Genomic DNA, 24655 nt, shown 5'->3' on the forward strand with positions numbered 1-24655 from the left:
GGTCCTCTCTTCAAAACTTTCTTACGTGCCAAGCAGCGGCTCGATGCTGCAATCGAGCAGGCGCGGGTCGATCCCGACCTCCATGCCGGTGAACATCTCGCCCATGTAGTCGATCAGTGCATCGCTCGCCTTCACCGCGTCCTCGACGCGGCGGCCGGCGACCGCGGCGAGAATGGCGAGGTGACGATCGATCGTGCCTGACAGTTCGGCCTGTCCCGGCATGAACCGGTGGTGGATGTAGCCGATGCGCCGGTACAGCGTGTGTAACGGCCGTAGCGTGTGCACCAGAAACGGCTCGCCTGCCGCCTCCAGCACCAGCGCGTCGATGCGGCGGTCAATACTGTTGAACTCGTCGAGGGTCAGAGTGGCGCGGCGCTCGCGCAAAAGGCGCTCGATATGCAGCGCCTGATTGCGGTGCGAGAGGCTGGCGCGATCGGCCGCAAGCCGGATCACGAAGCGCTCCATGTCGCGGCGCAAGGCCAGCAGCATGCGCTCGCGTGCCAGATCGATCGGCGCAATGCGCAGACCGTGGCGCGGTCGGATGATGATCAACGTATCGGCGGAGAGACGATTGACGGCGTGATGAACCGGCGTACGGCCGAAGCCGGTGATGTGCTGCAATTCCAGCATCGTCATGAACTGGCCTGGCTTGAGCTCGCAATGGACGAGCAGCTCTTCGATCCTCTGGTAGGCGAGCTCGAAGAAGTTGAGACGGTTGCGTCGGAAGGGCTTGCCCTCGCCGTCGTCGTTCCTCACCACCTCGAGCGCGCGCTTGCGCGTTGCCATGCCGTCTCTCCCTCAGCCCGCGCCGTCGTTGCTGGATGGCGCCTTGTTGGTGATATCCCTAAAACATGTTGTGATATATTACAAGCGGGCGTAAGACTTGACGCCTGCCCGCACCATGTTGCGGTGCGCAATGACAACAAGACGGCGCTGCGCGCGCCTGCGATGGGAGGAGTTGCCGTGAAAATCACGTCGATAGAGACGCTGCGCACCGAAGAATTCTCCAACGTCATCTGGGTGCGCGTCCACACCGACACGGGCATGATCGGTCTCGGCGAAACCTTTTACGGCGCCGGCGCAGTCGAGGCGCAGATCCACGACACCTTTGCCGGCCGCCTGCTCGGCCGCAATCCGCTGCACATCGAGGCGATCCATCGCGACATGCTGAACCTGCCGATGGCGCAGTCGTCCACCGGCGTCGAATATCGCGCGGCTTCGGCAATCGACATTGCGCTGTGGGACCTGTTCGGCAAAGTCTGCAATCAGCCGGTCCACCAGATGCTCGGCGGCCTCTGCCGCGACAAGCAGCGCATCTACAACACCTGCGCCGGCACCCAATATGTCCGCTCCACCAATATCAGCCCGGTCGCGAACTGGAATCTTGGCGCTGCCAAAAGTCCCTACGAAGACCTCGACGGCTTCATGCACCGCGCCGACGCGCTTGCCGAAAACCTGCTGGAGAGCGGCATCTCCGCGATGAAGATCTGGCCGTTCGATCCGGCGGCGCAGGAGAACAAGGGTCTCTACATCTCCGCCGCGCAGATGAAGCAGGCGATCGAGCCGTTCGAGAAGATCCGAAGGGCGGTCGGCGACAAGATGGAGATCATGGTCGAGCTTCACTCGCTGTGGAACCTGCCAACCGCAAAACAGATCGCGCGCGCGCTCGAGCCCTACAAGCCGACCTGGTACGAAGACCCGATCCGTATGAACTCGCCGCAGGCGCTGGCCGAATATGCCCGCTGCACCGACGTCTGGGTCTGCGCCAGCGAGACGCTGGGGTCGCGCTTCCCCTACAAGGACATGCTCGACCGCGACGCTATGCATGTGGTGATGGCGGATCTGTGCTGGACCGGCGGCCTCACCGAGGGCCGCAAGATCGCGGCGATGGCCGAGACCTATCACCGGCCCTTCGCACCGCACGACTGCATCGGCCCGATCGGCTTCATCGCCGCCATCCACATGTCGTTCAGCCAGCCCAATACGCTGATCCAGGAATCGGTGCGCGCCTTCTACAAGGGCTGGTACAATGAGCTCGTGACCACCATGCCCACGATCAAGGATGGTTTTGTCTATCCAATGGAAGGCCCCGGCCTCGGCGTCGACCTTCTGCCTGCCGTCTTCGACCGCTCCGATCTGACCGTGCGCCGTTCCAACGTCTGAGGATTCTTGAGATGAGCACCGCCCTCTTCGACCTTTCCGGCCGCACCGCGCTCGTGACCGGCTCCTCCCGCGGTCTCGGCCGCGCCATTGCCGAGGGCATGGCCAAGGCCGGCGCCAGGATCATCGTCAACGGCGTCGATCCCAAGCGTGTCGAGCAGGCCGTCGCCGAGTTTCGCGCCGCCGGCCACCAGGCCGAAGGCGCCGCTTTCAACGTCACCGACGAGCCTGCGATCGTCGCCGCCTTCAACGACTTCGACAAGAGGGGCATCGCGGTCGACATCCTCGTCAACAATGCCGGCATCCAGCACCGCAAGCCGCTGGTGGAGTTCACCACCGACGAGTGGCGCAAGGTGATCGAGACCAACCTCACCAGCGCCTTCGTGATCGGCCGCGAGGCGGCCAAGCGCATGATCCCGCGCAAGTACGGCAAAATCATCAATATCGGCTCGCTCGGCAGCGAGCTCGCGCGTCCCACGATTGCGCCCTACACCGCTGCCAAGGGCGGCATCAAGAACCTGACTCGCTCGATGGCGGTGGAATGGGCCCAGCACGGCATCCAGGCCAACGCGATCGGCCCCGGCTATATGCTGACCGACATGAACGAGGCGCTGGTCAACAACACCGACTTCAACAACTGGCTGATGGGCCGCGTTCCCTCCAAGCGCTGGGGCCGACCGGACGAGCTGGTGGGCGCTGCGATCTTCCTGGCCTCGGATGCCTCGACCTATGTCAACGGCCAGATCATCTATGTCGATGGCGGCATGATCGCTGCGATGTGAGCCGCGAAACGCTGAGGGAGCTAACCATGCGCGCCGTCGTCATTCACGCACCGAAAGATCTGCGGATCGATAGCTACCCCGATGCAGCGCCCGGTCCGGGCGAAGTCCGCGTCAAGATCGCGAACGGCGGCATCTGCGGCTCCGATCTGCACTACTATCATCACGGCGGCTTCGGTGTCGTGCGCATCCAGCAACCGATGGCGCTGGGGCACGAGATCGCCGGCGTGGTCGCAGCCATCGGTGACGGCGTCACGAACGTGAAGCCGGGCACTCGGGTCGCGGTCAATCCGAGCAAGCCGTGCGGCCGGTGCCTGCATTGCCAGGAAGGCATGCGCAACCAGTGCCTCGACATGCGCTTCCTCGGCAGCGCGATGCGCTTTCCCCATGTGCAGGGCGGCTTTCGCGAATTCATCACGGTCGATGCGGCGCAGGCCGTTCCGATCGCCGACGAGCTATCGCTGGCGGAAGCCGCGGTCGCCGAGCCGCTCGCGGTGTGCCTGCATGCCGGCAAGCAGGCCGGGCCCCTGCTCGGCAAGCGCGTGCTGATCACCGGCTGCGGCCCGATCGGCGCGCTGATGATTTTGGTCTCGCGCTTCGGCGGCGCGGCCGAGATCGTGGTCACCGATGTCGCGGAGGCGCCGCTTGCGGTCGCCAAAAAGCTCGGCGCCACTTACGCCATCAATGTCGCGGCCGGCGCGACGGCGCTCGATCCGTGGCGCACCGGCAAGGGTGTGTTCGACACGCTGTTCGAAGCCTCGGGCAACCAGGCCGCACTCCGCACCGCGCTCGACGTGCTCAGGCCCAGGGCCACGTTGGTGCAGCTCGGCCTGGGCGGCGAAATGACGCTGCCGATCAACTCCATCGTCGCCAAGGAATTGCAGCTCCGCGGCACCTTCCGCTTCGATCCCGAATTCGAGCTGGCGGTGCGGCTGATGGGCGAAGGCCTGATCGACGTCAAGCCGCTGATCACGGCGACCATGCCGTTCGAGAACGCGGTCGCAGCGTTCGAGCTCGCCAGCGACCGCTCGCAGTCGATGAAGGTGCAATTGACGTTCTGATCGATGAGCGCTGCTATTGGTTCTCGATCAGCCGGTCGCTGACCAGCCGCACGGCGCCCCGTTTCCAGGAATAGTCCGCGCCCAGGCGCAGGCCGCTGTCGCCGCGTGCCAGCACCGCGCCGGTCCTGGCATCGCGCACCTGGAAGCCGAGCGTGTATTCGGTGCGGCTGACCCGCCGCACCACCCCGATCAGAGACTGATCCGCACCGAGCCCTTGCGCCATCGCCGCTTCGCAGCCGCCGCAGTCGCGTAAAGCGCGTGCCTTTACCGCCTCCTCGTTCGCGCTGCCGACATCGACGAGGCGGTAGCGGCCGGATTGGCCAAGGGCATCGCGCACACTGCCGGTCACTTCGGCCAGATAGGATGCATCTGCGGCCGCGAGACCGGCGGCCGGCGCCGCGGTCTGTCCTCGAGCTCGAATTCGAACACCGCCAGCGCGATCGGCGCGGGTGCGCCGAGCGCGGCCATGATCTCGCGGGACACGAAGATCTCGGCACGCTCCCATGATTCATCATTGTCGCCGCGGAAGGTGTAGAGCTTGTCCATCACGACCTTCCTGGCGCCAACGTCGATCACGGCGACCTTGGCCCATTGCACCAGTGTGCTCGTCTTCTGGATGCCGCCGATCACCTTGAACGCCGCGCCGTCCTGGGCCGAGGGCACGAGCCGGTAGCGCCGGTCTCCGCCGATATCTTGCCGGAGCGCGGCCATGAAGGCCGCCAGCCGTCGCTCGTGGGCGGCGGTCTGGTTGGCAGGCTCCGCTGACGTATCGGTATAACTGAAATCGTCCATGGCGACGCCGACGGCAGTCTCGGCACCGAGCGCATAAGCCGCCGGAAGGACGACAAGGAGACAGACTGAGAGGATCAACCGGCGCAGGTGCATAAATGTGCCTCGTATGACGGAGCGGCGCACAATCTGGACGGCGTAATCAGGGCTCGCAGCAGCGCCGGTCCCGGCGATGACCGGGAAAATTTCACGACGGTGCACCGCACTGGCGCCTAGCGGCTTTGCGCTAGGTGCGTTCTGCCGTTTAATGCGGGCGCGACAACCCGTTCGCACCAGGTGCCCGCCGATGTGGAACCGCCCGAGATTCGATCTCAAAGTCCGTCTGACGTTGCGCGTGGCCGCGATATCGGCCGCCTGCTTCGCCGTTATCTCCGCCTATTTCCTGATTACGGCCGACCGCGCGGCGCATGCGCGCCTCGACGACATCGCCGCCATCGTCGCCAAGACGCTGGAGCTACAGCAGGGCAAGATCCAGTGGGTCGCCAGCCCGCGCTCGGACTTTCCCAACCTCGACCCCGTTTCGGCCTATGTGATGACGCCCGGCCTGTGCCTGGCATTCCGCGGCACGAGCGGCGACATCCTCCAGCGCTTCTGCAGCGGCGCGCCCGCCCCGGCAAACCCACCGCCGCAAGCCTTCACGGCCTTCTATCGCAGCCTGTTCGACCCCGGCCGCGAAGCGGCACGGCCTGTGATCGTGCGCGGAGCGAAGCTTGGCGACGCCGTGGTCTCGGTCGAGCCGGCCGTGCAGACGGCGGAGGCCTGGCACGAGGCCGGCCGCCTGATGCTGGCGCTGGCGATCGCGCTGCCGCTGCTCTGCGCCCTGGTCTACGCCGCGCTGGCACGCGCGCTGCGCCCCACCCGCATGATCCGCACCGGCCTGGAGCGGATTGCCGCCAACGACCTCACCACGCGGCTGCCGCCGTTCGACCTTGCCGAGCTCTCCGCGATCCGCGACGGCTTCAACCATCTCGCCGAAAGCCTCGAGACCGCACTTGCCGAACGCAGCGAGCTGACGCGGAAGCTGATCGCGCTCCAGGACGAGGAGCGCCGCCATCTCGCGCGCGAGCTGCATGACGAGTTCGGCCAGTCGCTCGCCGCCATCCGGGCGCTCGCCTCCTCCGCCCGCCAGACCGCCGCGCAGGACTGCCCTTCCTTGCTTGGCGAATGCGACGGCATCGCGCGGACCGCAACCGGCATGATGGAGACGTTGCGCGGCACACTGTTCCGGCTGCGGCCGCCGGATGTCGAGGAGCTCGGGCTCGTCGTCAGCCTCGAAGGCCTGGTCGCGGGCTGGAACGGGCGCAGCCGCGGCGAGACGCGCTTCTCGATCCGGTTCGACGGCGCATTCGAGACCCTGCCGGCCACGATCAGCGCCAGCCTCTACCGGATCGTGCAGGAGGCGCTCACCAATGCCGCCAAGCATGCCGTCGCCACGCGGGTCAGCCTGGAATTGACGATGGGGGCGAGCGAGATCGCGCTTGCGATCGACGATGACGGACGCGCGACCGATCCCGTCGCGAAATCCGGAATGGGCCTGCTCGGCATGCGCGAGCGCGTCGCGGCCTTGCGCGGCCAATTGAGCTTCGAGGCCAAGCCGAACGGCGGCTCCGCACTGCGCGTCGTCATTCCGCTCGCAGCCGCCGATCGGCCGCCGCTGGAGCACGCCGCATGAGCGCGGCCGGCGCGACCATTCTGCTGGTCGACGACCATTCCGTCGTCCGCGAGGGCTATCGCTCCGTGCTCCAGAAGCAGCCGGGACTTCGCGTCATCGCCGAAGCCGCCGACGGCGCCGAGGCCTATCGTCTCTACAAATCGGAGGCGCCCGACCTCGTCATCATGGATCTGAGCATGCCCGGCATCGGCGGCATCGAGGCGGTCAGGCGCATCAGGCAGTGGGACAAGGGCGCGAGGATCCTCGTCTTCACCATGCACGAGAATGCCGGCTTTGCCGTGCAGGCGATCCGCGCCGGCGCCAGGGGCTACGTCACCAAGACCAGTCCGCCGGAGACGCTGGTGCGCGCCGTGATGGACGTGCTCGCCGGCAAGATCGCAATCAGCCCCGACATCGACCATGAGCTCGCGCTGAGCCGGCTGGCCGGGGAAAGCTCTGCCGCCGACGTCCTCACGCCGCGCGAATTCGAAGTGCTGCGGCTGCTGCTCGCCGAGAATACGACAGAGGAGATCGCCGAGACGCTCCATGTCAGCCCGAAGACGGTGGCGAACCTGCATTCCCTGATCAAGGACAAGCTCGGCGTCGGATCCGACATCGAGCTGGTCCGGCTGGCGCTGCGCCAGGGCATCTTGACGGAGGTCGATCTCGGCGAGGCCTGATTGCTCAACCCAGATAGCGCGTGAGATAGCCTTCCATCGCGTAGAGCGCACAAAGCGCAAGGCTCGACCACACGGCGGCGGTGAAATACAGGAACATCCAGGTCAGCTCGCCCTTCCAGTGCGCGATGTCGTGGGTCACGACCCAGCGCGTCGAGACGTCATGCAGACCTTCGAGGAAGCCGAGCAACCGGTTGCCCTCTTCATACCCTGCCCGCCAGCGGCTGAGATACATCGGCACGTCGACGGTGACGAGGAAGGCCAGGAAGCAGGCGATGCCGACGATGCCGGCAATCAGCGCCCAGCGCACCGGCCCCTGGAATTCCGGCATCAGCCGGCACAGCGCGATGCCCGCGAGGAAGAATGTCACCGCCCACAGCGAGTTCTCGATCGCGTTGAAAAGGAAGTTTGTCGTCACCACCGCATACCAGGAGAAGCACTCCGCGATGATGATGATGGGCACGATCACCCACGCGATGTTCACAACCGTCTCGGCGCCCGTCATGGTCCCGAGTTGATGCAGGATGACCGCCCATTGCGCCGCGAAGCACAGTTCGGCCACGGTCGCGACCGTGCGGCCGACGAAGACGCTGGAGAGCCAGGTGTCGAACAGACAGATGCGCTGCACGTCGGCGCGCGGCAGGAACGAGCGGAAGGCGCAGCCGAAGACATAGCCGGCGCAGAGCAGGAACATCAGTCCGATGTCGGAGCCGCCACTGATGCTGCCGGCGGACGTGGGATAGAACGCGCGGTACAGCATGAACCAGGCGAGAATGTTGGCAGCACTGACCAGCGTCAGGGACCCCCACCACCACGCGAGGGGATTTGTCCGCGCCTGCCACTGCAACATGAATCGCTCCGCTGTAATCGATATGACATTCAGCCGTAGTAATCCTGTCACAACAACCCACGGAATCACGACGAGAATCTGTGTGCGGCGGAGCTCGTCGCGCACATTTTATCCGCACGGGCAACGCCGCCGCGTGTCCAGATAGTGGACACAAAATCCTATTTTATGAAATATATTGGACAATCGCCCCGACCGGGTTCATTAATCCTCGATGGCCAAAACCGCGTCCAAACCGATCCGCGCCTCCTCGTCCGCTGCCGCCGTGCTGGCGGACAGCATCGACGACGCCGCGTTCGCGACGACGCTGGCAAAGGGTCTCGTGGTGCTCGAAGCGTTCAAGGCGGGAGCGACGCAGCTCGGCAACATGGAGCTGTCGACGCTGACCGGGATTCCGCGTCCAACGGTGGCGCGGCTGACGCATACGCTCGCCGAGCTCGGCTACCTCCGCTACGATTCCGAACGCGCCAAATATCGCGTCGGCGCGCGCGCCCTTCGCATGGCGCATCCGCTGCTCGCCGACATGCAGTTCCGCCAGGTCGCACGTCCCATGATGCAGGAGCTCGCGCAAAGCGTGCGCGGCACGGTCTCGATCGGCCTGCTCGATGCGACCTCCATGATCTATGTCGAGACTGCGCGCTCCGGCGACGTCGGCCCGCACGTCCCCGACATCGGCATGCCCATTTCCGTGGTGATGACGGCGATGGGCCGTGCCGCGGCGGCGACCTTGCCGCAGGCCGATGCCGCGCTGCTCGAAGAGCGCATTGCAAGCGAGGATACCGAGCTGTGGTTGGCCTTCCGCGAGACATACCGCGCCGGCCTCGCACAATGCATCAGCCGCGGCTTCTGCACCTGCTTCGGCGAGTACATCACCTCGATCCATGCCGTCGCCGCGCCGCTGTTTCATGCGCGTGAGGCGAAGCAGGCCTTTTCGATCAATTGCGGCATCCCCGCATTCCGGCTCCAGCCCGGCCAGCTGGAGGGCGAGATCGGCCCGCGCATTGCCGCTCTTGCCGACAGCATCCGCACCATGATTGGGGCGGCACCGGCGACCGAAACACAAAAGCAGAACAAGAAGAGCGCCAGGCGATGAACAAGACAATCGGCGCTCCGCCATCGGGAGGCCACCATGACCATCACACGGCGAACATTTTTGGGCACCCTCGCTCTTTCGATATCCGGACTTCCATTCGCCGCACGCGCTGAGGACGCCTGGCCGTCGCGTATGGTGCGGCTGATCTCGCCTTACGGGCCCGGCGGCTCCAACGACATCTCGCTGCGGCTGCTGGCCGAAGAGTTCGGCCGCAACCTGCACCAGCAATTCATCGTCGAGAACAAGCCGGGCGCCGGCACGCGCATCGCCAACGAAACGGTCGCGCATGCGCCGGGCGACGGCTATACCCTCCTCTATGTCGCGGCCCCCTATGCGACCGCCGAAGCGCTGTTCGGCAAGCTGACCTATGAGCGCAAGGATCTGCAGCCCGTCGCGATGGCTGTGATCGCGCCACTGTTCCTGATCATCAGCGCGGACGCGCCGTTCAAGACGCTCCCCGAATTGATCGCCTACGGCAAATCGAAGCCGGATGGCCTGACCTTCGCCTCACCCGGCGCCGGATCGCAGCCGCATCTTGCCGGCGAACTCCTGTTCAGGGATGCCGGTGTCAAGGGGCTCAACATTCCCTTCCGTGGCGATGCGGCGTCCTACACCGAGCTGCTCGCCGGCCGCGTCGATGCCACGCTGACGGCGCTGCCGACCGCACTGCCCTACATCCAGAGCGGCAAGTTCATCGTGCTCGGCGTCGCCTCGGCCGAACGCAGCGCGCTTTACCCGCAGGCGCCGACCCTGCGCGAGCAGGGTTTTCCCAACGTGGCCGCGGCCGGCTGGTACGGCTTCATGGCGCCTTCGACGACGCCGCGGGCGATCGTCGACAAGCTGCAGGCCGAAGTCTTGCGCGCGCTGGCCGAGCCGGCGATCAAGGACAAGCTGACGGCCCAGGGCCTCGAGGTGCGCGCGGGCACCGCGGCCGAATTCGGCCAGTTCATCGACAACGAAACAAGAAAGTGGACCGGGCTGATCCGCGAGGCCGGCCTCAAGGGCGAGTGACAGTCACGAACAGGGAATGGAAATGAAAAACGTACTTCTCAAACGTGTCGCGGCAGTCGCGATCCTTCTCGCGCTATCGATCCCGGCGGCACAGGCCCAGAAGAAATACGATCCCGGCGCATCCGACACCGAGATCAAGGTCGGCCAGACCGTCCCGCTCAGCGGGCCGGCCTCGGCCTATGCCGTCATCGGCAAGACCCAGGCCGCCTACATGAAGATGATCAACGACCAGGGCGGCGTCAACGGCCGCAAGGTCAATCTGATCCAGTATGACGATGCCTATTCGCCTCCGAAGACGGTTGAGCAGACCCGCAAGCTTGTCGAAAGCGACGAGGTGCTGCTGACCTTCCAGATCATTGGCACGGCGCCCAATGTCGCCGTGCAAAAATATCTCAACGCCAAGAAGGTCCCGCAGCTCTTCGCGGCAACGGGCGCGGCGCGTTTCACCGATCCGAAGAACTTCCCCTGGACAATGGGCTTCAATCCGTCCTACCTCGTCGAGGGCCGGATCTACGCGCAATATCTTCTGAAGAACCATCCGAACGCCAGGATCGGCGTGCTCTATCAGAACGACGATCTCGGCAAGGATTACCTCGCCGGCTTCAAGGCAGGTCTCGGTGACAAAGCGAAGATGATCGTCGCCGAGACGTCCTACGAGATCACCGAGCCGACCATCGACTCGCAGATCCTGCGGTTGAAGGATGCCGGTGCCGACGTGCTGTTCAGCGCCACCACGCCGAAACAGGCCGCGCAGGCGATCAAGAAGGTGGCCGAGATCGGCTGGAAGCCGCTGCACATCATCGACATCAACGCCTCCTCGGTCAGCGCGGTGCTGAAACCTGCCGGACTCGACAACGCCAAGGGCGTCGTCAGCGTCGGTTATGTCAAGGATTCAGCCGATCCCGAATGGAAGGACGATCCCGGCATGAAGCGATATCTCGCCTTCATGGCCAAGTACTACCCGGAGGGCGACAAGGATTCGAACCTGAACGTCTACGGCTATATCACCGCGCAGCTGCTGGTGCAGGTGCTGAAGCAATGCGGCGACGATCTCACGCGCGAGAACGTGATGCGCCAGGCCGCCAGCCTGAACAACATCGCACTCGACCTGACGCTGCCGGGCATCTCGGTGACGACGACGCCGACGGACTACCGCGTCAACAAGCAGTTCCAGATGGTGCAGTTCGACGGCCAGCGCTGGCAGAAACTCGGCGACATCGTCACGGACGACGCGAAGGAATGAAGCGCCCCTCATCCCGAGGGGCGCGCGCCTTGAAGAATGAAGGCTTCACCAATGGTCCTCGTGCTTCGAGGCGGCCGCTCCGCGGCCTCCTCCGCATGAGAGAGGAAGTGGCTGCTCGCCCTACCTTTTCATCCCACTCACATAGGCCGCGAGCTTGTCGAGTGTCTGGTAGCCGTATTCGACGGCACCGAAGTTGATCATGCCGTCGCGCTGCGCCGCGCTCGACGCCAGCTGCCGCATCATCAGAACCGTCTTGCCGTTGCTCTGCTCGGCGAAGGTGACGGTGAAACGGAACATTCCGGGATCCTCGTCCTGGTCGGTACCGTGATCCATCTCCATCAGCGACGGCCGTTCGATGCGGCGAAAGCGCATGCGGTTCGGGTAGACCGTGCCGTCCGGGCCGATCATGTTGAAGCGCCAGACGCCGCCGACCCGCACGTCGATCTCGAAGGTCTCGAGCTTGAAGCCCTTCGGGCCGAACCATTGCGGCAGATGCTTCGGGTCGGACCACGCTTCGAACACCAGATCGCGCGGCGCGTCGATCACGCGCGACATCACGATCTCACGGTCGAGCGACCATTGCGACAGAGCGGGATTGGCAGAATTCGTCATCGTCAGGAACCTTTCCGTCTGGTTGTCTTGTCGATCGTCTTGTTACTTGTCTTGGTCGGCCGTTTGGCAGCCGCCCGCTCTTTCTTCAGCTTCATCACATAGGTTTCGAAGCGATCGAGCCGCGCCTCCCAGATCGCACGCTGGTGCTGGAACCAGTCCTCCGCAGTGAGGAGCGCGTCAGGACTGAGGCGGCAGGTGCGCACGCGACCGGATTTCTCCGACAGGACGAGACCGCTCGTCTCCAGCACATGGATGTGCTTCATGAAGCTCGGCAGCGCCATCGCGAAGGGATCGGCGAGTTCGCCGACCGACGCCTCGCCGGCGCAGAGCCGCATCACGATCGCCCGCCGGGTGGGATCGGCAAGGGCCGCGAAAACCTGATCGAGCCGGGATAGTTGGTTAGCCATGGGGCTAACTATAGGGCTGCCATGATCTCGCGTCAACAATTGTTAGCCAATTAGCTAAGTTAAATTCGCCGACTGGTAGCCTGGATGAAGGGAAGCGAATCGGGGCCGCTAGCTCGGCTGCGGCACTTTCCGGATTGCGCTTCGCTCCATCCGGGCTACCGACCACTCGCGCGGAACCCACCACGCGCAATCGTGAATAGGGAGGCTCGGTCCTTCCCGCTACAAGGGACCGGGGGCGCATCGAATCTTGCGCCAGAGCCGTGTCGTCTGTTGTCACCTCATCGTATCTCACCCGACGGGCGCTCGCCCGGGCTGCGCTCGTTCCCGTTGCGCTTGCATGGCCGCGCGGGGCCGCCGCGGATTCCGACATGATCGCGCAGATGCGCGACATCGTTGCGAACGAACTGACGCCGACCGCGACGCCGGACCAGCCGGGCGGTCTCGCCGCTGCACTTTATGCCGGCAGCCATGTCGAGTTCTTCAATTACGGCTTTGCCGACAGCGCCACGCGAAGGCCGGTCACGCCGGACACGCTGTTCAATCTCGGTTCCCTACGCAAGCCGTTTGAGGCGACGCTGGTTGCGCTCGGCACCCTCCGCGGCGAACTGCGGCGGCTCGACGATCGTCTGGCGAAATATCTCCCGGAGCTCACCGGCGACTATGTTCGCCGCATCACTGTCGGCGAACTCGTCACGCACACCTCAGGCATGCTGCTGCCGACCGATCATCCGCCGTGGCCGAGCGACACGTTTTCCCGCGCGCAGCTCATCGACATGTTCAACAGCTGGAGACCGCAAGCCGGCGAAGCGCCCGGCAAGCAGCGCGTCTACAGCCACGCCGGCTACGTGCTGCTTCAACTCGTGCTCGAGCGCTGTTACGGCGCTCCGATCGCAACCCTGTTTGAACAACACATCCTCAAGCCGATCGGCATGGATGCGACCTCCGTGCCCGAACGCGGCGAGGACAGCCGTGCCGTCATGCACGACGCCTGGATGCAGCTCGCGGTCCAGGGCTACTCGGATCAGGGCATGGCAATCGGCCCCATCGGCAACCAGCAGAGTTATTTTGATTTCCCCGGCACCGGCCAGATGTTTTCTTCGCCGCGGGATCTCGCCGCATTCGTTGCGGCCTGCGTCGATGGGCGGTCGATCGAGCCTCACTTGCGCGAGGCCCTGCGGATGACTCAGCACGAGATCTTCCGCGTCGACGACAAGTTTGGGCAAGGAATGGCCTGGGAGACGGTGCGTCTCCCGGGCGTCACCGTCGTCGACAAGCCGGGTGGGCTCAACAACGCCTCTGGCTATATCGGCCTGGTGCCGGCGCAGCGGATCGGGATCGTCCTGCTCGCCAATCGGGGCGAATATCCGCACGAGATCGCGCGCTACAGGATCCTGCCAGCATTGGCGCATCTGGTGGCATCGCACTGAATCCGCCTAGCGAAAAACGGAAAGCCCCGGCTAAGCCGGGGCTTTCCACGCCAGGTCGGAACGGGAATGCTCAGTACCTGGCAACGACGGGTCCGCCGAACTTATAGTTCACGCCGACGCGCACGATGTTCGATTTGAGATCGACCGAGTGGGTGAAGACGTTGGTCGGAAACGCGCCGCCAAGCAGATTGGTGCTGGTCACGGTGCTGCGTCCGAGGTCGACGTAGAGATATTCCGCCTTGAGCGACCAGCCACCGCCGAAGGCATATTCGGTGCCGACACCTGCGGTCCAGCCCAAGCGTGTGTCGCGGAACGCGGCCGACTCAGTCGCCGCAGCGAACGTGTCCACGAAGTTGAAAATGCCCTTCACCTCGGCGATCGCCGCACCGCCGGTGGCGTAGAGCAGCCAGGTCGGAGCAGCGAGGAAACCGATGCGGCCGCGGATGGTGGCGAGCCAGTCGGCCGAGACCGACGACGACACGGTGAAGCCGGTCGGTGCGCAGCACGGATAGAGCGCCGAACCCGTCGCACTGCCCTTGAAGCCGAAATAGTTGATATCGCCTTCCAGGCCGAGCACGGCGTTGTTGAGTTGCCAGTTATAGCCGGCGGTAAGACCGCCGGTGACGCTGGAGCTGTTGACACGCTGGGCGCCGACTGCAGCAATCGCGGTAACACTGGTGTCCGCGAAATAGCCGGCGGGATCGAACGCGGTCGAGGTGGCCGGATCGGCGCTGCCCCATTGCCCGCCGACATTGCCGCCGACGTAAAAGCCGGTCCAGCTGTAGGCCGTCGCCATCATCGGCGCCTTGGTGTAGTGCGCCGCGAGGTCGGCCGCCTGCACGGATGCGGAGCCCAAAACAACCGCGGCAACCGCCAGCAAAAACTTCTTCATTCCAGTCTCCTTGCCCCGCGCGATTGATCTCGCGTTTCGAATGCGCGGGCGGAAGTTGTCCGGCGCAGATTGGGCATAGGCTGCCGGTCCCTCGCCGTCTTGGGCTGCGGCGAAGTTCATAGGGACTGTGACGTAGCGTGAGCCGTGCGGCACGCGAACGCGTGACGGGTGTGACTGGAGGGCCACGCGTCATCCCTCCTCCGTGACGCGCGACGCACACCACTGTCGCATCGCGACAACCCGCGCGCGATCCGACGCTCCGCGTCTCAGACCGAACGCGTCAGTCCGCCGTCGACGCGGATGTTCTGTCCCGTGATATAGGCCGCGCCGTCGGACGCCAGGAACGAGATCGTCGCGGCGATCTCCTCGACCTTGCCGTAGCGCCGCATCGGCACGCTGTCGCGGCGTGCATCCAGCTGCGGCAGGCTGTCGATCCAGCCCGGCAGCACATTGTTCATCCGGATGTTGTCGGCGGCATGGGTGTCGGTGAAGATCTTCGTGAAGGCGGCGAGGCCAGCGCGGAACACCGCAGAGGTCGGAAACATCGCGCTCGGCTCGAACGCCCAGGCGGTCGAGATGTTGATGATGGCGCCGCCCTTCTGCGTCTGCATGATCGGCATCACCAGCCGGGTCGGACGGATCACGTTGAGCAGATAGGTGTCGAGGCCGGTGTGCCACTGCTCGTCGGTGATCTCGGTGATCGCCGCCCGGGGCCCATGGCCCGCGCTGTTGACGAGCACGTCGATGCGTCCCCATCGGGCAAGCGCCCCGTCCACAAGCCGCTTCAGATCGTCGTTCGACTTGTTGGAACCGGTGATCCCTAACCCACCGAGCTCGGCTGCCAGCGCCTCGCCCTTGCCGGAAGAAGACAGGATGGCGATGCGAAAGCCGTCGGCTGCGAGCCGGCGCGCAGCCCCTGCCCCCATGCCGCTGCCGCCGGCGGTCACGAGTGCGACCTTCTCTGCTGCCATCTCTGCTGCCATGAGCGATCATCCTTTGTGATATCGTGGAGGCGAGCCGTGGGCCCGGCCTATCATGAGGCCTTCTACCGCCGGACCGGCCGGAAGGTCCACCGTCGAAGGCGACTTGAAAGATGAGCGATTTGGAGATCCGCAATTTGCGCCCCGAGGAGATCGCCATCGCCGTCGACTGGGCCGCGGCCGAGGGCTGGAATCCGGGCCTCTCCGACGCCGCCTGTTTCGCGATCCCGGACGCGAAGGGCTTCTTCGTCGGCGAGATCGACGGCGAGCCGGTCGCGACCGTCTCCTGCGTCAACTACGACGATCGCTTCGCGTTTCTCGGCTTCTACATCGTGCGATCGGGTTTTCGCGACAGAGGCCACGGCCTGCGCATGTGGAACGCGGCGATCGCGCATGCGGGCGCTCGCGTGATCGGCCTCGACGGCGTCGTGGCACAGCAGGACAATTACAGAAAGTCCGGCTTCCAGCTTGCTCACGCCAATGTCCGCTATGGCGGCTTCGTCGCCGCGCCATCGAGGCCGCCCGCCGATGTCGTTGCGCTCGACACGATCCCGCTCGCGCTCGTTGAAGCCGACGATGCAACGGTTTTTCCGGCTCCGCGCAGTGCCTTCCTGCGTGCCTGGATCGGCACATCAGGACATGTCGGGCGCGCGCTGCTGCGCGACGGCAAGCTCGCTGCATGGGGCGTGATCCGGCCGTGCCGGATCGGCCGCAAGATCGGCCCGCTCGTCGCCGACGACCGCGCGGCGGCGGAAGCGATCGTGCAGGCCTTGCTGGAAAGCGCAAACGGCGGCGAGATCTTCCTCGACGTCCCCGCCGTCAATCGCGAGGCGATTGCGCTTGTGGAATCACTCGGGCTGAAGCCGGTGTTCGAGACGGCGCGGATGTACACGGGGCCGATCGCGCCGCTGCGGACCGACCGCGTCTTCGGCGTGACCAGTTTTGAGCTGGGCTAGCTGAGCCGAACTCGCTGCTCAGTAGCAGCGCATGATGTTGACGGTGTGCTCGCCGCCGCCGCGGCCGGGCACAGTGACCTGCTCCGTCGGACAGCTCGGCACGTAGGGCCGGTCTGACGGCACCACGTTGGGCGGGAAGCGATGCGTCCAGTCCCAGGGAACGTCGTACGTATAGGTGTAGCGCACGTCGCTGGAGACGGGTTGGGCGGTCTCGGCGAAAGGCTGGCCGTAGCCAGCATTGTCATAGTAGAACCCGCCGCCGCCCGGCCAGTAGACCCAGGGCGTGTTGCGGCCACGGAACCTGGCGCCCGGCGCAATCGGCGGACGCGCCGCCGGACCGGAAGGCGTGGCGGCATGCGCGACGGTGCCACCGGGCCTGGCAAAACCGACGCTGGGGGCAAGGAGCAGCGCGGCTGCGCTGAGCGAGGCGAGCAACGCCCCAAATGATCTCGACATCATGATACGCACCAACTCGTTTGGCTTCGCGAATAGCGGCTCCCCACCGCACGCTAGGCCGGGCTGTCGCCCACCCGCAAACGTATAATTAATTATTGGTTAAGGCACGGGATGAACAGGGAACAAGCTGCGGCAAGACGCCCGGGATTCCGGCTGATGTCGCTCGTGTTCCCGGGAAACGGACTTCATAACCAGTTGATCGGAGTTGATCGCTTCGGCCGACAACACCCGGAACGCTCCCGCACTGCGGTCGTTGGCTCCCGACACCAGCAAGGAGCATCTCCAATGCAGAACAAATCGAAACTCCTCTGCCTGATCACGGCTTCCCTCGTCGCGGGCACGACGGCCGCCTCGGCCCAGGGCTATGATTGGAACGGATCCCGCGCGGGTTGGGATCGCACCGCCCCCGCTTACCAACCGGTTCAGCCACGCGCGTACTATCCTGATGTGGCCGGACCTTACAGTGCGCTCAACGGCACCAACCATCCCGCGCCGAGCTCGACGCAGGGCGATGTCGGCCCGGAGGGCAACAACAACGGCACCCTGACCGGCGTCTATCGCAGCTGGTAACGCCCGCTCACGATGAGGCCCATCGTCCATCACGGACGATGGGCCTTCGTGCGTCAGCGGCCCTGCTGCTTGCGTAGCCAGTCCAGCATGTCCTGTGGATTTCCGGTGCCCTGCGTCACAATGGCGGTGTTGCCGCCGCTGCGACGATAGACCGTCGTGCGCCCAGGCTCCTTCTCGATCTTGACCTCAGCCTGCGCCGGATCGCCGCTCTGGGTGATGACGGACGTGCCGTTCTCGTCCTGAACCATCGTGGTGTGGCCGTCACCTGACTCGCCGGCTCCGGCCGGCCTCGCTGCCATTGCCATCATGATGCTCATTCCTGCTGCAAGTACGATGAACCTCATATTGCACCTCACCTTCTGATCACCGGCTGAACTGAAATATCGACAGCCAGTTGAAGCGCCCGAATTGTCGCACCGTTCCCGTGTTCATATCGCCGATCTGGAGCAGGAGGGCATTGGTGGAATTGCCGACCTGAGTGATATCGGCGATGTTGCTCACACCCGACTGACCGATCGCCAAATTGGTGGTGCCACCCACCTGGATCACATCGACATAATTTCGCGTGCCGTTCTGGATGATCGTCGCATCGACCGTTCCCGTGCCACCGATCTGGATGACACGCGCAATATTGATGCTGCTGTTCTCCTCGATCGTGACCGGCTGGACGTCGTTGCCGAATTGCACGATCGTTTCGATGCTCACGTTCCGGTTCGTCACGCCGCGCTGGACAGATCCGGCGGATGCCTCGGACGCGACGCTGACGGCGGCGAGCAATGCCGCCAATGCCAGGAGCAGTCTACCGCATATCATTGCCTTGCCCCCATTGCATTTCTGACGACGCTGAGGTCGCGCCCAACTCAATGGCTATTCTGGACAACAGTCGCCGAGTTGAACGCACCGAACTGGGACAGGAAACTGCTGGTCGACTGGCCGGCCTGGCCGACAAACGCGACATTGTTCACGCCCGCCTGCCCGACCGATGCCGACGTCGTCCCGCCGAATTGCAGGATTCCGGTCGCGTTGTTCGTGCCGTTTTGAGTGACGGTCGCGCTGGTGCTGCTGCCTATCATGAACACGCCGGCCATGTTGAGTTGACTGTTCTGGTTCAGCACGACCGGCGGGCCGCCGAGCGACACGATGGTCTTGATGTCGGCGGTCTGGGCACCGGCCGATCCGGCGCCTATGCAACACAAGGTGAGAAACGCGCCGCAGGCGGCGCCGGAAAAATGTCTCATGACATGCCTCGCGACTGAAAATGGATTTGCGATCAAGGAGTCTGCTGCAAAATCGTCGAGCCGTTCAGGATTCCGAGCTGTCCGACGGCCGCCGCGTTGTTCGCGCCGATCTGGCCGATCAGGCTCGAATTGGAGCCACCGGCCTGGCCGAGTAACGCGGTGTTGGACGCCGTCGCGGTGGTGCCGCCCTGCCCGATCACTGAGGTGTTGACGGTCAGGAGCGAGCCCGTCTGCAGGGTGGTCGCAGTATTGGTGGCGCCGAATTGCATCGTGGTGGCGCTGTTGTTGGTGCCGCCACTCTGCGAGATGAAGGAGTTGTTGGTGGTGCCGAATTGCAGCACGCTGGCCGAGTTGCCGGCCTGGGCATCGACAGCGGTCAGCAAGCCGAACGCGACGATCGTGGCAACGAGATATTTTTGATGCATGACATTTCCTCCGCGAAAGTCGGCGGACAAGCTCTCACCGAGTCGTCCCGCCCGAGGCGGTGCTTTCAAGGATGGCGCGGACGCGCCGCAGATGACGCGTCCGGCCAAACGGGGCTGGCTTAGTGCGCCGTCTGCGAGACGGTGCTGCTGTTGACGCCGAACACGCTGAGCTGTCCGACGGCGGCGGCGTTGTTCTGAAGCGCGGCAGGCCCGAACGAGTTCTGGGTAATCGCGCTGCCGTTGTTGCCGAACGCCACTTGGCCGGTCGTCGCCGAGTTCTGCACGCCAACCTGGTTGACCGTGCTGCCGTTGTTGAGCGAGGCCGCGCTGGTGCCCTGCATCGTGGTCGCGCTGTTGATGATGCCGAGCTGGCTGGTCGACGAGCTGTCGTTGGTGAGGCCCTGCTGCGAGACGCTGGAACCGTTCACGACGCCCACTTGCACCGTGGTCGCAGTGTTGGCGGCCTGCGCGGCGGAGGAGAGGGCGAGCACGGCAACGGAAGCAAAAAACAATTTGCGCATGGAATATCCTTTCTGGCTAAGATCTCTGACTGGGTTCGGATGCCGTCTTGGAGGAGGCCGACATCGCAGGACCGACTTTGAACCGATCGTGCTGCGTGCGACAGACTGCAGTTCATGCTAATCGGTACGGACTAGACGTTGCGCGGCGCCTTGGTGCCTGCGGCACTAGCTGTACGGTTGTCCCGTGCCGGTTCGTGTCGTCTCTTCTTCGCGTCCCATGCTGTCGACCAACCGCACCACCTCGATCGGCGAGCGAAGCTCCAGTTTTCGCATCATCCTGGTGCGATGGACCTTGGCCGTCACTTCGCTCACCCCGAGCCTCGCCGCGATCTGCTTGGCGACGAGACCTTCGGCCATCAACAGCATGATCTCCCGCTCCCTCGCCGTCAGCGTCTCGACGCGCTGGCGCGCTTCGCGCACGCTATCTTCGCGTTCGAGCCGCCTGCGGTCGCGCTCGATGCCGTGCCTGATCGCGTCGAGGATCTCCTGTTCGCGAAAGGGTTTTGGAAGAAACTCGACTGCGCCGCGCTTCATGGCCTCGACCGAGACGCGGACGTCGGAATGGCCGCTGATGAAGACGATCGGGATAAGCACGCCCGTCTCGGCGAGCCGGCGCTGAAGCTCGAGGCCGGTCGGCGCCGTGCCGGGAAAGCGGACGTCGAGCACAAGGCATGAAGGCCCGCCGGAAATAGTCTCCCCGAGAAACTCGTCGGTCGACGCAAACAATTTCACCTGATGCCCGGTCTCCTCGCAGAGACTTCCTATCGCGGTTCGAATCTGGATCTCGTCGTCAATGACATAAACTGTGGCTTGACCTGAACTCATGGAAACGGGCTCCCCGGATTGGGGCTCGATGAACAAGCAACGAGCCATCCATTCTTCTTGCAAGCGAGATCAAGGTGCTCGGATGAATTCGCGGGGATCGAGCGAGTCGCTCCGATCGGCCGCTTCGACGTCTTAGGCCCAACACCCGTTCAAGACGAGTGAAGGTGTTCACACATCGGGTTTCGTGATTGCGGGGATGCGCCCTCGCGACCTGCGGCATCATGGCGAGGCGCGATATCGGCAATGCTGCGATTGGGAATGCGATGACCGGAAACGCGACGATCTGGCGTGGGAACTTCGGTATCGCCGAGTGCGTCATGGCGTCGCCACCCACGTGCCGACTTGAACGCCGGGCGCTGGCCGCTTCGGCCAGAGCAGACGAGACGTTCAGTCAGCTTGTCGAGTTCGATACCGCGCGCGTCATATCGATACGCTCCGTATGCATTTCGGGCAAGTCGTGAAAAATAGCACCCGCGGACTTTACTTCTGGATCATCAAGCGCACCCGACCGTCGCCCCGGCAGCGGCGACACACTGACGATCGCCCGCGTTTTTCAAGATTTACAACCATAGCGGGTTTACAACCATAGCGCGATCTCTGCCTTTGCCGCCAACGATGCCATTTCAAGAGGCGGGTTTTTGATATGCGATTTGTGCCAGTTATTGCCTTGCTCGGAACTGCATGTGGCCTCGCCGCGGTCTACGCCGCGGGGCCGGCCGTCATCACCGACGCGGCCGGGGCCGCGGCGCAGAAGGCGGCCCTTGCCTACGCATCGAGCCAACGGCTGCTCAGACCCGTGGGGCTGGAAGCACGGAGCTTCGGATCGGACGCCCCCGTATTCCGCTTTGCCTCAATCCAGCGCGGCAGCATCGAGCAGACCATCACCGTCACCGGAGCCCTGCAGCCGGTCAAGACGATCGAGGTGGGTTCCCAGCTGTCCGGGCAGCTCGCCCGGGTCTATGTCGATTTCAACGACACGGTCAGCAAGGATCAGCCGCTCGCCCTGATCGATCCGCGCAGCTTTGCGGCCAAGGTCGACGAAGCCCGGGCCTCTCTGGCCGTTGCCAATTCTCTGGTCGACGTCGCACGGGCCAAGCTCGATCGCACCAGGATCGATCTGCAAAACGCAAGGGGTAGCCGGGACGTGCTCGCCGCCAAGCTCGAGAGTGCCCAGGCAGTCAAGAGCTCGGCGCAAAAGACCTTGCAGCGGAAGCAGGCACTCCAGTCGCAAAACGTGGTGGCCACGACGACGGTCGACGACGCGCAGACGGAGTTCACCGCGCGTCTGGCCCAGGAACGCGAGGCCGAGGTTCTGATGTCCCTCAACTCCTATGCAGTGGATGGGGCGCAGGCCGACGTCCGCCGGATCGAGGCGGAATTGCAGCAGGCACGCATGGCCGTGCCGGAAAAGGCGGCCGTTCTCGCTGCGGCCCAGGCCGATCTCGACCGCACCGTGATCCGCTCGCCGATCGATGGCGTCGTCGTCGGCAGGTTCGTCAACGAGGGCCAGACGCTCGCGGTCGGACTGGAATCGCGCACCACGTTCGTGGTCGCGCATCGACTGGAGGACATGGAAATCCACGCGCAGGTCGACGAAGCCGATATCGGACGCATCGCCCCCGACCAGCGCGCGCATTTCACGGTGGATGCCTACCCGGACCGTCGCTTCGAGGCGGTGGTGCGGCAGGTGCGCAAGGCACCGCAGAACCAGCAGCACGTCGTGACCTACACCGTCGTCCTGGCCACCTCCAATCTCGACGGCGCGTTGCTGCCCGGCATGACCGCCCTGGTAAAGATCGTGATCGAGCGGCAGGACGACGTGCTGAAAGTGCCGCTTGCTGCATTGCGCTTCCAGCCCTCGGGCACGCGGCCGGACGCCGCGGCGCGCAGCGCCGTGTGGGCGCGCACCGCCAGCGGCTCACTCCGGCGTATTCCGGTGACCGTCGGCGCGGCCGGCACCGAACAGGTCGCACTCAGGAGCGGAGACCTCGTCGAGGGCAGCCAGGTCGCCGTGGGTCAGGCCATCCGGCCGGCCGGCATGGAATTTCTCGGCATAAGGTTCGGATCATGACGGCCCTCCCGCCCCTCATCAGCCTGCAGTCGGTCTCCAGGACCTATCGCGCCGACGGAGTAGCGGTGACTGCGGTGCGCAATGTCAGCTTCGACATCGAACGAGGCGAGATCGTCGCCGTGATGGGACCCTCGGGCTCCGGAAAATCGACGCTGATGAACATGATCGGGCTGCTCGACCTGCCGAGCGAGGGCGCGCTCTATCTCGAGGGAGCCGACGTCGCCGATCTCTCGGAAAACCACCGGTCGTCCCTGCGCGCCCGCAGCATCGGCTTCGTGTTCCAGTCCTACAATCTGCTCGCTCGCCACAATGCGATTGAGAACGTCGCGCTGCCGCTGGTCTATTGCGGCATCAGCGGCAAGGAGCGTCTGGCCCGCGCCGAGCAGAGCCTGGAGGCCGTCGGCATGGTGCACCGGGCCCACCACTTCCCGCGACAGCTTTCGGGCGGTGAGCAGCAGCGCGTCGCGATCGCGCGCGCCCTGATCGCCTCCCCGCTGATCGTGCTCGCCGACGAGCCGACTGGCGCGCTCGATAGCCGTACCGGCGCCGAGATACTGGCCCTGTTCGCCGCGCTGAACCGGACCGGCCAGACCATCGTGATGATCACGCATGACCCCGGCATCGCGACCCAGTGCCGGCGCACGATCCGCCTGCACGACGGCGAGCTCGTCGCGGACGAAACGCGGGTCCCGATCCTGCCGAAACGGAACGCTGCGCCATGACCATGCTCCAGGGCTTTCAGATCGCTTTGCACGCCTTGCGCCTCAATCCGTTGCGCAGCATCCTCACCATGCTCGGCATCGTGATCGGCGTCGCCTCGATCGTGACGGTGTTTGCGATCGGATCCGGCGCGCAGCTTCGCCTACAGGAGCAGATCCGGTCAATCGGCGCCAACGTGCTGATGATCAACCCCGGCGCGGTCTACCAGGGCGGCGTGCGTCTCAAGGATGGCAGCAAGCTGACCATGACCGAGAGCGACGTGCAGGCGATCCTCGAGCAGATCCCCGAGATCCAGGCAGCGGCCGGTTCGATTGCAGGAACGGCCCAGGTCATTCACGAGAGCAAGAACTGGAACACGACCATCAACGGGACGACGACCGGGCACTTCATGGTGCGCGACTGGCAGCTTGCGACCGGCCGCTATTTTTCCGGCAGCGAGGAGGCAGGCGCCGGCAAGGTCGTGATCCTCGGCAGCACGGTGGCGCATGAGCTGTTCGCGCCCGGCGAAGACCCGATCGGCGCACAGATCAGGATCATGAAGGTGCCGCTCGAAGTGGTCGGCGTTCTCGATCGCAAGGGACCGGCGCAGGACGACGTCGCCTTCGTGCCGCTCACCACGGCCAAGCTGCGCTTCCTCGGCAGCGCAAGCAACATCAACCGGGATTCGGTCGCCTATATCATCGCCAAGGTGGCCGCGGACGGACAGATGGCGGGGGCGCGAACGGAGATCGAAAACCTGCTGCGGCAGCGCCACCGTATTCCCGCTGGCCAGGAGGACGACTTCAAGGTCCAGGATCCGGCCGCCGCCATGGAAGCGCAGCAGGGAGCGATCCGCACCGTCGCGCTCCTGCTCGTCGCCATCGCCTCGGTCTCGCTGCTCGTTGGCGGCATCAGCATCATGAACGTCATGATCGTTTCGGTCACCGAGCGCACGCGCGAGATCGGAATCCGCCGCGCGCTTGGCGGGCGGATGCGGGACATCCGTCTTCAGTTTCTCTGCGAGGCCCTCGTGCTCTGCCTGCTCGGCGGCGCGATCGGCGTCGGTGCCGGCGTCACGCTCTCGATGACGGTCGCTCGCATGGCAGGATGGATCACCTCGATCGACGGTCAGGCGATCGGCCTTGCCCTCGCCTTCTCGATCGCGACCGGCCTGATCTTCGGCTTTTATCCCGCCCACAAGGCATCCAAGCTCAGCCCGATCGAGGCACTCAAGACGGAGTGAGAATATGCTGGAGTGTTCGCAT

General features: G+C 64.7%; 27 protein-coding genes and 1 pseudogene. 14 read left to right on the forward strand and 14 right to left on the reverse strand.

Annotated features, from left to right (window positions below):
* Positions 1-21 precede the first annotated feature (21 nt).
* On the reverse strand, positions 22-786 hold the full coding sequence (locus ACFQX9_RS06505; RefSeq protein ID WP_018455240.1) for a GntR family transcriptional regulator: 765 nt from the start codon (positions 784-786) through the stop codon (positions 22-24).
* A 177-nt stretch (positions 787-963) separates the two neighbouring features.
* Here ACFQX9_RS06505 and ACFQX9_RS06510 point away from each other — a divergent pair, with 177 nt between their 5' ends.
* From ACFQX9_RS06510 to ACFQX9_RS06520, 3 genes are read left to right on the forward strand one after another with little or no spacing between them, the layout of a single operon-like run.
* Positions 964-2163 carry a mandelate racemase/muconate lactonizing enzyme family protein gene (locus tag ACFQX9_RS06510; protein ID WP_204511424.1) on the forward strand — a complete coding sequence of 400 codons (1200 nt, stop codon included), beginning with the start codon at positions 964-966 and terminating at the stop codon, positions 2161-2163.
* Between the two features lie 11 nt (positions 2164-2174).
* Positions 2175-2942 (forward strand): SDR family oxidoreductase, encoded by a 768-nt coding sequence (locus ACFQX9_RS06515; RefSeq protein ID WP_247362492.1) that lies wholly within the window; start codon positions 2175-2177, stop codon positions 2940-2942.
* 26 nt (positions 2943-2968) lie between these two features.
* Positions 2969-4000, forward strand: coding sequence for an L-idonate 5-dehydrogenase (locus ACFQX9_RS06520; RefSeq protein WP_085395601.1), 1032 nt, complete (start codon positions 2969-2971; stop codon positions 3998-4000).
* Between the two features lie 13 nt (positions 4001-4013).
* Here the strand turns inward: ACFQX9_RS06520 and ACFQX9_RS06525 are convergent.
* Positions 4014-4885: pseudogene (locus ACFQX9_RS06525) on the reverse strand (DUF2380 domain-containing protein).
* A gap of 190 nt (positions 4886-5075) precedes the next feature.
* On the opposite strand from ACFQX9_RS06525, the gene ACFQX9_RS06530 reads away from it, so the two are divergent.
* On the forward strand, positions 5076-6461 hold the full coding sequence (locus ACFQX9_RS06530; protein ID WP_377787290.1) for a HAMP domain-containing sensor histidine kinase: 1386 nt from the start codon (positions 5076-5078) through the stop codon (positions 6459-6461).
* Positions 6458-7120: a response regulator transcription factor gene (locus ACFQX9_RS06535; RefSeq protein WP_018455246.1), complete on the forward strand. Its 663-nt coding sequence runs from the start codon at positions 6458-6460 to the stop codon at positions 7118-7120. The genes ACFQX9_RS06530 and ACFQX9_RS06535 overlap by 4 nt, the downstream gene beginning before the upstream one ends.
* Before the next feature lie 4 nt (positions 7121-7124).
* Here the strand turns inward: ACFQX9_RS06535 and ACFQX9_RS06540 are convergent, their stop codons facing one another.
* Positions 7125-7967 carry a hypothetical protein gene (locus tag ACFQX9_RS06540; protein ID WP_377787293.1) on the reverse strand — a complete coding sequence of 281 codons (843 nt, stop codon included), beginning with the start codon at positions 7965-7967 and terminating at the stop codon, positions 7125-7127.
* A 211-nt stretch (positions 7968-8178) separates the two neighbouring features.
* Here ACFQX9_RS06540 and ACFQX9_RS06545 point away from each other — a divergent pair, with 211 nt between their 5' ends.
* From ACFQX9_RS06545 to ACFQX9_RS06555, 3 genes are read left to right on the forward strand one after another with little or no spacing between them, the layout of a single operon-like run.
* Positions 8179-9057, forward strand: coding sequence for an IclR family transcriptional regulator (locus ACFQX9_RS06545; RefSeq protein ID WP_377787296.1), 879 nt, complete (start codon positions 8179-8181; stop codon positions 9055-9057).
* A 36-nt stretch (positions 9058-9093) separates the two neighbouring features.
* Complete coding sequence (locus ACFQX9_RS06550) at positions 9094-10068, forward strand: Bug family tripartite tricarboxylate transporter substrate binding protein (protein WP_377787299.1); 975 nt, start codon at positions 9094-9096, stop codon at positions 10066-10068.
* Positions 10069-10090: 22 nt separating this feature from the next.
* A complete protein-coding gene (locus ACFQX9_RS06555) occupies positions 10091-11311 on the forward strand; it encodes an ABC transporter substrate-binding protein (RefSeq protein ID WP_162496376.1) in 1221 nt (406 codons plus the stop codon).
* A 120-nt stretch (positions 11312-11431) separates the two neighbouring features.
* Here the strand turns inward: ACFQX9_RS06555 and ACFQX9_RS06560 are convergent, their stop codons facing one another.
* Complete coding sequence (locus tag ACFQX9_RS06560; RefSeq protein WP_018455251.1) at positions 11432-11923, reverse strand: SRPBCC family protein; 492 nt, start codon at positions 11921-11923, stop codon at positions 11432-11434.
* Between the two features lie 2 nt (positions 11924-11925).
* Positions 11926-12330 (reverse strand): helix-turn-helix transcriptional regulator, encoded by a 405-nt coding sequence (locus ACFQX9_RS06565; protein WP_247377527.1) that lies wholly within the window; start codon positions 12328-12330, stop codon positions 11926-11928.
* 368 nt (positions 12331-12698) lie between these two features.
* Here ACFQX9_RS06565 and ACFQX9_RS06570 point away from each other — a divergent pair, with 368 nt between their 5' ends.
* A complete protein-coding gene (locus ACFQX9_RS06570) occupies positions 12699-13757 on the forward strand; it encodes a serine hydrolase (protein ID WP_377787303.1) in 1059 nt (352 codons plus the stop codon).
* 70 nt (positions 13758-13827) lie between these two features.
* On the opposite strand, the gene ACFQX9_RS06575 is transcribed toward ACFQX9_RS06570, so the two are convergent.
* Both ACFQX9_RS06575 and ACFQX9_RS06580 read right to left on the reverse strand, forming a co-directional pair.
* Positions 13828-14649: an outer membrane protein gene (locus ACFQX9_RS06575; RefSeq protein ID WP_085351330.1), complete on the reverse strand. Its 822-nt coding sequence runs from the start codon at positions 14647-14649 to the stop codon at positions 13828-13830.
* A gap of 266 nt (positions 14650-14915) precedes the next feature.
* Positions 14916-15620 carry an SDR family oxidoreductase gene (locus ACFQX9_RS06580; protein WP_085384467.1) on the reverse strand — a complete coding sequence of 235 codons (705 nt, stop codon included), beginning with the start codon at positions 15618-15620 and terminating at the stop codon, positions 14916-14918.
* 122 nt (positions 15621-15742) lie between these two features.
* Here ACFQX9_RS06580 and ACFQX9_RS06585 point away from each other — a divergent pair, with 122 nt between their 5' ends.
* A complete protein-coding gene (locus ACFQX9_RS06585) occupies positions 15743-16585 on the forward strand; it encodes a GNAT family N-acetyltransferase (RefSeq protein WP_085351329.1) in 843 nt (280 codons plus the stop codon).
* 18 nt (positions 16586-16603) lie between these two features.
* Here the strand turns inward: ACFQX9_RS06585 and ACFQX9_RS06590 are convergent, their stop codons facing one another.
* Positions 16604-17044, reverse strand: a complete 441-nt coding sequence (locus tag ACFQX9_RS06590) for a hypothetical protein (RefSeq protein ID WP_026232911.1) — start codon at positions 17042-17044, stop codon at positions 16604-16606.
* Positions 17045-17326: 282 nt separating this feature from the next.
* Here ACFQX9_RS06590 and ACFQX9_RS06595 point away from each other — a divergent pair, with 282 nt between their 5' ends.
* Positions 17327-17611 (forward strand): hypothetical protein, encoded by a 285-nt coding sequence (locus ACFQX9_RS06595; RefSeq protein WP_018455258.1) that lies wholly within the window; start codon positions 17327-17329, stop codon positions 17609-17611.
* 53 nt (positions 17612-17664) lie between these two features.
* Here the strand turns inward: ACFQX9_RS06595 and ACFQX9_RS06600 are convergent, their stop codons facing one another.
* The 6 genes from ACFQX9_RS06600 to ACFQX9_RS06625 form a co-directional block, all read right to left on the reverse strand.
* Positions 17665-17955 carry a hypothetical protein gene (locus ACFQX9_RS06600; protein ID WP_204511437.1) on the reverse strand — a complete coding sequence of 97 codons (291 nt, stop codon included), beginning with the start codon at positions 17953-17955 and terminating at the stop codon, positions 17665-17667.
* Between the two features lie 19 nt (positions 17956-17974).
* Positions 17975-18397 carry a curlin gene (locus tag ACFQX9_RS06605; RefSeq protein WP_276018145.1) on the reverse strand — a complete coding sequence of 141 codons (423 nt, stop codon included), beginning with the start codon at positions 18395-18397 and terminating at the stop codon, positions 17975-17977.
* A 74-nt stretch (positions 18398-18471) separates the two neighbouring features.
* A complete protein-coding gene (locus ACFQX9_RS06610) occupies positions 18472-18849 on the reverse strand; it encodes a curlin (protein WP_247336127.1) in 378 nt (125 codons plus the stop codon).
* A gap of 32 nt (positions 18850-18881) precedes the next feature.
* A complete protein-coding gene (locus ACFQX9_RS06615; protein ID WP_204511438.1) occupies positions 18882-19274 on the reverse strand; it encodes a curlin in 393 nt (130 codons plus the stop codon).
* 119 nt (positions 19275-19393) lie between these two features.
* On the reverse strand, positions 19394-19795 hold the full coding sequence (locus ACFQX9_RS06620) for a hypothetical protein (protein ID WP_018455265.1): 402 nt from the start codon (positions 19793-19795) through the stop codon (positions 19394-19396).
* Positions 19796-19960: 165 nt separating this feature from the next.
* The gene (locus tag ACFQX9_RS06625; protein WP_018455266.1) at positions 19961-20620 is read right to left on the reverse strand and encodes a response regulator transcription factor; all 660 of its coding nucleotides are present in this window, start codon (positions 20618-20620) and stop codon (positions 19961-19963) included.
* A gap of 643 nt (positions 20621-21263) precedes the next feature.
* Between ACFQX9_RS06625 and ACFQX9_RS06630 the strand changes: the two genes are divergently transcribed.
* From ACFQX9_RS06630 to ACFQX9_RS06640, 3 genes are read left to right on the forward strand one after another with little or no spacing between them, the layout of a single operon-like run.
* On the forward strand, positions 21264-22691 hold the full coding sequence (locus tag ACFQX9_RS06630) for an efflux RND transporter periplasmic adaptor subunit (RefSeq protein WP_085351325.1): 1428 nt from the start codon (positions 21264-21266) through the stop codon (positions 22689-22691).
* The gene (locus ACFQX9_RS06635; protein WP_377787310.1) at positions 22688-23413 is read left to right on the forward strand and encodes an ABC transporter ATP-binding protein; all 726 of its coding nucleotides are present in this window, start codon (positions 22688-22690) and stop codon (positions 23411-23413) included. The genes ACFQX9_RS06630 and ACFQX9_RS06635 overlap by 4 nt, the downstream gene beginning before the upstream one ends.
* Entirely contained in the window at positions 23410-24633 is a 1224-nt protein-coding gene (locus ACFQX9_RS06640) for an ABC transporter permease (RefSeq protein ID WP_106944263.1), read from the forward strand. Before ACFQX9_RS06635 ends, ACFQX9_RS06640 begins: the two co-directional genes overlap by 4 nt.
* Positions 24634-24655: the final 22 nt, after the last annotated feature.

It is taken from the genome of Bradyrhizobium sp. GCM10028915, assembly GCF_042666195.1.
Classification (GTDB): domain Bacteria; phylum Pseudomonadota; class Alphaproteobacteria; order Rhizobiales; family Xanthobacteraceae; genus Bradyrhizobium; species Bradyrhizobium canariense_D.